The organism is Methylibium sp. (assembly GCF_013817365.1).
Classification (GTDB): Bacteria; Pseudomonadota; Gammaproteobacteria; order Burkholderiales; family Burkholderiaceae_C; genus Methylibium.
The window spans coordinates 1-6,863 of the sequence record NZ_JACDCU010000210.1 but is presented as its reverse complement, the minus strand read 5'-3'; the positions used below and the strand labels follow the sequence as shown (position 1 = coordinate 6,863).

Here is a 6,863-nt window from a genome sequence, read left to right as displayed (position 1 = left end):
ACCAGCGAGGTGTCCTGGAACAGGATGATCGTTTGCGTGAGCAGCACTGGCAGCATGTTGCGAAAAGCCTGGGGCAAGACGATGAGCCACATGGTCTGCGCGTAGTTCATGCCCACCGCGTAACCGGCGTGCTCCTGACCGCGCGACACCGACTGAATGCCGGCCCTCATGATCTCCGAGTAGTAGGCCGCCTCGAACACGGTGAAGGTGATGATGGCCGACATCTCCGCGCCCATCGGCTGGCCGATCAGCAGCGGGATCAGCAGGAAGAACCACAGGATCACCATGACCAGCGGGATCGAGCGCAGCGTGTTGACGTAGGCCGCTGCCGGAATCACCAGCCAGGGCTTGCCCGACAGCCGCATCAGCGCCAGCACCGTGCCCAGCAAGATGCCGCCGATCATGGCGATCAGCGTGAGCTGCACCGAAAAAGCCAGGCCCTTGAGGATGAAGTTGGAGACGACGCCCCAGTCCAGAAAGCTGAAGTCGAGGGAAGCGATCATTGGCCGCCTCCGATCATGCCCGGCACGCGCACGCGGTTTTCGACGATGAGCATCACGCGGTTGACGAAGAAGGCCGAAACGAAATAAGCGCCCGTGACCGCCATGTAGATTTCGACGCCCCGCGAGGTTTCTTCCTGCGCCTGCAGGGCGAACATCGTCAGCTCGGCAATGCTGACCGCGAAGGCGACCGAAGAGTTCTTGACGATGTTCATCGACTCGCTGGTCAGCGGCGGAATGACGATGCGAAACGCCATCGGCAGCAGCACGTAGCGGTAGGTCTGCGGCAAGGTCAGGCCGACCGCGAGGCCCGCGTAGCCCTGACCGCGCGGCAGGCTCTGGATACCGGCCTTGACCTGCTCGGCAATGCGCGCCGAAGTGAAGAAGCCCAGCGCAAGCACCACCAAGACGAAGCTGGGCAACTCTCGCAGCGGGGTGAAGACGCCCGGGATGACGTAGTACCAGAGGAAGATCTGCACCAGCAGCGGGATGTTGCGGAAGAGTTCGGTCCAGGCGTTGCCGAACAGCACGAGGCGCCGGTCCGGCACGGTGCGCAAGATGCCCACCAGCGAGCCGGTCGTGAGCGCCACGATCAACGCCAGCACCGAAACCGAGAGCGTCCAACCCCAGGCCGAGAGCATCCAGTCGAGATACGTGATGGCACCTTCGCTGCCGAAACAGCGCGGCGACACTTCGCCGTAGATGGTGTCCTTGCAGAACACCTGCCAATCCCAATTGCCCAATGCGGCCTCCCGTGCCTCGCGCACCCGGTGCGCCGTCATTCACGCCGAATGGCGCCACGCATTAAAAAGCGCGGCACCGTTTGAGTGGCCGCCGCGCTCGAAGCTTAAGCAAAGGTCGCGCCTCGCTGCCTCAGGGCTTACCTCAGCAGGTCAATCGGGCCGGGCTGCAAGTGCCCTTCGATGCCGGCGGCACTGTAGCGTCGAGCTCCGCCTGCGTGCCAATGCCGATCATGGCGCCGCTCATGCGGCGAGTGCATCGATCAAGCGCTTCAGGCGTCGCCGGCCTTTCGCGCCTCAAGGTGCCGCTCGTGCCTTCGCGCGCAGATGCTCCCAAAGCAGCGGCACGCCGGCCTTGGCATGGCGGGCCACCTCGGGGCGCTCACGATAGATGCGCACCTCCATCGTCAGCTCGAAGCTGCCCGACGGGGCCGCCGGCACCAGCTTGCGCGTGCGCAACTCCTTGCGCACCGAGCTGGCCGGCAGGAAGGCCAGACCGTGGCCTTCGAGGGCCATCGCCTTGAGGCCTTCGGCCATGTCGGTCTCGTAGATCGGGTCGAGCGGTACCGCGTCGGCCGCCTGCTTGATGATCAGGTCGACCATCTGTCCCAGGTAAGCCCCCGCCGCGTAGCAAAGATAGGGCACGCGGCGCTCGTGAGGGCGCGGTGGCAACCGGAACAGCGGCTCGCCGTCGGGGCCGGCCTTGGCATAGGCGCGCAGCGATTCTTCGCCCAGGGTGAGCATCTCGTAGCGCTCGGAAGTCAGCTGCAGCGGCTGGGCCGGATGGTGGTAGGCGATCAGCAGGTCGCAGCTGCCTTCGGACAGGCGCAGCACCGCGTCGTGCACGTTGAGCGCAATCAGCCGGCTCTTGATCTCGCCGAACTCGCGCCTGAGTTCCATGACCCAGTGCGGGAAGAAGGCGAACGCGAGGGTGTGCGGCACCGCGAACTCGATCATGTCGGAGCCGACCGCGCGGTGGCCGCGCATCAGGTTGCGCGTGGCCTGCAGCGAGGCCAGCACTTCCAGCGCCTGGGCTTGAAAGGTTTCACCGGCCGGGGTGAGCCGGGTCGGATAGGACGAGCGGTCCACGAGGTCGGTGCCGGCCCAGGCTTCGAGCGCCTGAATGCGGCGCGAAAAAGCGGGCTGCGTCACGTGGCGCAACTGCGCCGAACGAGAGAAGCTGCGCGTCTCGGCCAGGCTCACGAAGTCTTCCAGCCATTTGGTTTCCACGCGAGGCAGTTTAGCCAGCGGTCATGGACGCCAAGCTGCGGCCCGCGCACGCAATGCGCAATTCAGCGCAAGACCGCGGATTTCAGTTCCAGCAGTTCCAGCGCCACCGTTTCCTCGCCGTCGCCGAGCCACACCTGCCCGTCCTGCACGGTGCATTGCAGCCGCATCGTGCGCCGCGCAAGCAGCGCCAGCGCGGCACTCGCCTGTGCGGGCACCTGGCGCACGCGCAGCTTGGCGAGCCTGGCCAGCGCACCCTGGTTCTGGCTCCACCAAAGGCTCGCCTTTTGGCCGTAAAGATAGAGCACGAGCTCGTTCGAGCGGTGGCTGGCCTTCTTGAGCCATTTCTCCTCGGGCTGGCCGACGTCGATCCACAGTTCTATCTCGCCTGTGAGGCTGCGGCGCCAGAGATCGGGCTCGTCCATGTCGGTCATCGCGTTGGCGAAGGACAATGCCTCTTCCTTGTCGCCCGCCGCATGCAGCGCGAAGGCGAGCAGGCGAACCATCATGCGCTCGTCGTTTTCCGACGGGTGCTGGGCCAGGGTCAGCGCATGGGTGCCATAGTGGCCGCGGTCCATGTCGGCGACCTGGAGTTCGGCCTTGAAGACCGTTGATTTGATAGCCATGGAGCCATTGCAATGAAAAAAGCCGACCTTGAGAAAACCAAGGCGATGAAGATCGTCGGCAAGCTGGCGCAGTCTGGCACACCGGTGCGCTACGGCGCGGCCCCGGCGCCGGCTGTCGACCGGCGCGAGCAGCGCCGCCTGGACCAGGCGGCCGGCCTGGTGCCCTTTGCGACCAAGTTGCCCGCCGACCTGATCACAGCGCTGCATTTCGCCGCCCACACGCGCGGCGTCACCACCGGCGAGCTGCTCGTGCAGCTATTGAGCGGCAGCCTGCCCGGTTACCATGCAGGCACTGACTCCCAGGAGGGCTGATTGGCCACCCCGAACTATTCTTACGAGAAGCGCCAGCGCGAGCTGGCCAAGAAGCGCAAGAAGGAAGAGAAGTCCAAGCGCAAGTCCTCGGACGGCTCGCCCGCGAACGACGGCCCCGCCGGCAACGAAGGCCAGCCGACCGGCGGCCCTGCCGGTACCCCACCCTCCGGCAGCGGCAACTCCTGAGTCGCGGTCAGAGCAGCGGCCGTTCAGGCGCCCGCCGGGCTGCTCGCCCCTTCCGCGCTGCTCTGCTGCAGCGCCCACATCTGCGCATAGCGCCCGTTCTGGGCCAGCAGCGCCGCATGCGTGCCGCGCTCCACGATGCGGCCCGCCTCCAGCACCAGGATTTCGTCGGCATCGACCACGGTCGACAGCCGGTGCGCGATGACCAGCGCGGTCTTGTTGCGCGCCGCCGTCTGCAGCTCGGCCTGGATGGCGCGCTCGTTGGCTGAATCGAGCGCCGACGTGGCCTCGTCGAAGATGACGATGGGCGGGTTCTTCAACAGCGTTCGCGCGATCGCCACCCGCTGCTTCTCGCCGCCAGAAAGCTTGAGGCCGCGCTCGCCGACCATGGTCTGGTAACCCACCGGCGCCGAGGCGATGAAGCCGTGAATGCGCGCCGCCTGTGCGGCCGCCTCGATCTCGGCCTGCGTCGCGCCCGGCCGGCCGTAGGCGATGTTGTAGGCGACCGTGTCGTTGAACAGCACGGTGTCCTGCGGCACGATGCCGATCGAGCGGCGCAGGCTCGCCTGCGTGAGCGCGCGGATGTCGTGGCCGGCGATGGTGATCCGCCCCTCGCCCACGTCGTAGAAGCGAAACAGCAGCCGCGCCAGCGTGCTCTTGCCGGCACCCGAGGGCCCGACCACCGCCACGGTGTGGCCGGCCGGAATCTCGAAGCTCAGGTCATGCAGGATCGGCCGCGCAAGCCCGGGCTGCTCCCCTTCGGCTCGGTCGTAGGCGAAGCTCACGTTCTCGAACCGGACGACCGGCGGGGCGTCCGCACGCAGCTCGGTCGCATCCGGCGCATCGCGCACCTCGCGTTCGCGATCGAGCAGACCGAACATCTTTTCCAGGTCGGTCAGCGCCTGCTTGATCTCGCGGTACAGCACACCCAGAAAATTGAGCGGGATGTAGAGCTGGATCATGAAGGCGTTGATCATCACCAGGTCGCCCAGCGTCAGCCGACCCGCGACCACGCCCTCGGTGGCGCGCCACAGCATGGCGATCAGCGCGCAGGCGATCAGCAACTGCTGGCCGGTATTGAGCAGTGAGAGCGTCGACTGCGACTTGAGCTTGGCACGGCGCAGCCGGTCCAGGCTCTCGTCGTAGCGGCGCGCTTCGAAACCTTCGTTGTTGAAGTACTTGACCGTCTCGTAGTTCAGCAGCGAGTCGATCGCCTTGCTGTGCGAGCTGGAGTCGAGCTCGTTCATCTGCTTGCGGAACTGGGTGCGCCACTCGGTCACGGTCACGGTGAAGCCGATGTAGGCCGCCAGCGCGGCCAGGGTGATCCAGGCGAACGACGCATCGAACTTGACGGCGAGCAGCGTGAGCACCAGACCCACCTCCACCAGCGTGGGCACGATGCTGTAGAGCGAATAGGAGATGAGCGACTGCACGCCGCGCGTGCCGCGCTCCATGTCGCGGGTCATGCCGCCGGTCTGGCGCTCGAGGTGAAAGCGCAGGCTGAGTGCGTGCAGGTGCTCGAAAACCTGCAGCGAGATGCTGCGCGCCGCCCCCTCGGTCGCCTTGGCGAACACCAGTTCGCGCAGTTCGGTGAACACCGTGTTGGCCAGGCGCAGCGCGCCGTAGGCGAGCAAGAGCCCCGCCGGCACGACCAGCACGGCGCGCGGGTCGCCGATCGGGATCGACAAGGCATCCACCAGTTCCTTGAGCAGCAGCGGCACGCTGACGTTGGCCGCCTTGGCCGCGATCACGCAGGCGAGCGCGGCCACCACGCGGTACTTGTAGGTCCACAGGTAGGGCAGCAGCTTGGAAAGCGTGGCCCAGTCGCCGCGCGGAGGCGCCGGCACGGCGCTGCTACCCGCCTCGGGCGGCAGCGCGGACGCGGCGCTCAGGGTTTCACGACGCATGGATCACAATCTTTCGGAAGTAAAACTTCGAACATCGAGAAAAGGCGGCGGCACACCATGAACGACACACCTACACACCGGCCCGGGCTGCTGAGCGCCAACCTCGCTCACGTGGCGCCCGACCTGGAACTGGTGATGCGGGTGATGCCGATGCCGGCCGACGCCAACGCCAATGGCGACATCTTCGGGGGCTGGATCATGGCGCAGGCCGATCTGGCCGGCGCCGTGCTGCCGGCGCGCATCGCGCGGGGCCGCATCGTCACGGTGGCGGTCAACCAGTTCATTTTCAAGCAACCGGTGTCGGTGGGCGATCTGCTCAGCTTCTATGCCAAGGTCGAGCGCATCGGCCGCACTTCCATGACGGTGCATCTCGAGGTGTACGCAGAGCGCAATCCGGCCGATCCGGTGGTTTGCAAGGTGACCGAGGCCAACTTCACCTACGTGGCGATCGACCGCGAGGGGCAGCCGCGCGAAATCGAGCGGTGAACGGGGCCGCCGCCGGGCGATCAAGCGCGGGCGACGTCGGCAGCGACCTCGGCCAAATTGTTCATGGCAGCGCGCGCCGCGAAGCTCAGCCGCGTCGCTCCGCTCACAACTCGCCGTAAGAGTGCAGGCCCGACAGGAACATGTTCACGCCGAGAAAAGCGAAGGTCGTCACCGCCAGACCCACCAGCGCCCACCACGACGCCACGGTGCCGCGCAGGCCCTTCATCAGCCGCATGTGCAGCCAGGCCGCGTAGTTGAGCCACACGATCAGCGCCCAGGTTTCCTTCGGGTCCCAGCTCCAGTAACCGCCCCAGGCCTCGGCCGCCCATAGCGCGCCAAGCACCGTGGCGATCGTGAAGAAGGCGAAGCCGACCGCGATGGCCTTGTACATCACATCGTCGAGCAACTCTAGCGAGGGCAGCCGGGCGGTGATCGGGCGGCGCAGCGCCAGGGTGAGCCCGAAGAAGAGGCCGGCGCCGCCGACCATGCGCATGGTCTTGTCGAGCGTGGTCACGGTTTCCGCCGGCAGGCCACCCAAGCCGGCAAACGCGGCCAGCACAGCCAGCAGGCCGAAAGGCACGCCGACAAAGGCGATCAGCAGCGCGCGCGTGCTCGCAGTCTTGAGCAGATAGGCCCAGGCCACCATCGCAGCCAGCGCGAAGGTGCCGTAGCCGACGAAGTTGGCCGGCACGTGCACCTTCATCCACCAGCTCTGCAGGGCCGGCACCAGCGGCTGAATCTGTTGTGCGTCGCGAGCCAGCGTGTACCAGATCAGGAAGCCAACCGAGCAACTCACGATCAGCATCACGAAAGCGCCGAGCGAGCGAACGCTGGCCTCGCCCATGTCGGCCTGGCCGGCCGAGCGACCCTTGGCCCGCTCCA

At 66.5% G+C, this 6,863-nt stretch carries 9 protein-coding genes; 3 read left to right on the top strand and 6 right to left on the bottom strand.

The window, feature by feature from the left end:
* From H0W38_RS13270 to H0W38_RS13255, 4 genes are all read right to left on the bottom strand, one after another.
* The coding region (locus H0W38_RS13270) for an amino acid ABC transporter permease (protein WP_292454778.1) at positions 1 to 503 on the bottom strand (503 nt) is incomplete at its 3' end.
* On the bottom strand, positions 500 to 1,282 hold the full coding sequence (locus tag H0W38_RS13265) for an amino acid ABC transporter permease (RefSeq protein WP_292454777.1): 783 nt from the start codon (positions 1,280 to 1,282) through the stop codon (positions 500 to 502). The genes H0W38_RS13270 and H0W38_RS13265, both read right to left, overlap by 4 nt.
* A 255-nt stretch (positions 1,283 to 1,537) precedes the next feature.
* Positions 1,538 to 2,470: a LysR substrate-binding domain-containing protein gene (locus H0W38_RS13260; RefSeq protein ID WP_292454775.1), complete on the bottom strand. Its 933-nt coding sequence runs from the start codon at positions 2,468 to 2,470 to the stop codon at positions 1,538 to 1,540.
* Positions 2,471 to 2,532: 62 nt separating this feature from the next.
* Positions 2,533 to 3,093: a YaeQ family protein gene (locus H0W38_RS13255; protein ID WP_292454772.1), complete on the bottom strand. Its 561-nt coding sequence runs from the start codon at positions 3,091 to 3,093 to the stop codon at positions 2,533 to 2,535.
* Positions 3,094 to 3,105: 12 nt separating this feature from the next.
* Between H0W38_RS13255 and H0W38_RS13250 the strand changes: the two genes are divergently transcribed.
* Entirely contained in the window at positions 3,106 to 3,405 is a 300-nt protein-coding gene (locus H0W38_RS13250) for a hypothetical protein (protein WP_292454770.1), read from the top strand.
* Positions 3,406 to 3,591, top strand: coding sequence for a hypothetical protein (locus tag H0W38_RS13245; RefSeq protein ID WP_292454768.1), 186 nt, complete (start codon positions 3,406 to 3,408; stop codon positions 3,589 to 3,591).
* A 23-nt stretch (positions 3,592 to 3,614) separates the two neighbouring features.
* Here the strand turns inward: H0W38_RS13245 and H0W38_RS13240 are convergent, their stop codons facing one another.
* A complete protein-coding gene (locus tag H0W38_RS13240) occupies positions 3,615 to 5,495 on the bottom strand; it encodes an ABC transporter ATP-binding protein/permease (RefSeq protein WP_292454765.1) in 1,881 nt (626 codons plus the stop codon).
* Positions 5,496 to 5,630: 135 nt separating this feature from the next.
* Between H0W38_RS13240 and H0W38_RS13235 the strand changes: the two genes are divergently transcribed.
* The gene (locus H0W38_RS13235) at positions 5,631 to 5,981 is read left to right on the top strand and encodes an acyl-CoA thioesterase (RefSeq protein ID WP_292454781.1); all 351 of its coding nucleotides are present in this window, start codon (positions 5,631 to 5,633) and stop codon (positions 5,979 to 5,981) included.
* A gap of 103 nt (positions 5,982 to 6,084) precedes the next feature.
* On the opposite strand, the gene ccsB is transcribed toward H0W38_RS13235, so the two are convergent.
* Positions 6,085 to 6,863: c-type cytochrome biogenesis protein CcsB (ccsB, locus tag H0W38_RS13230; RefSeq protein WP_292454763.1), on the bottom strand; the 779-nt coding region annotated here is incomplete at its 5' end.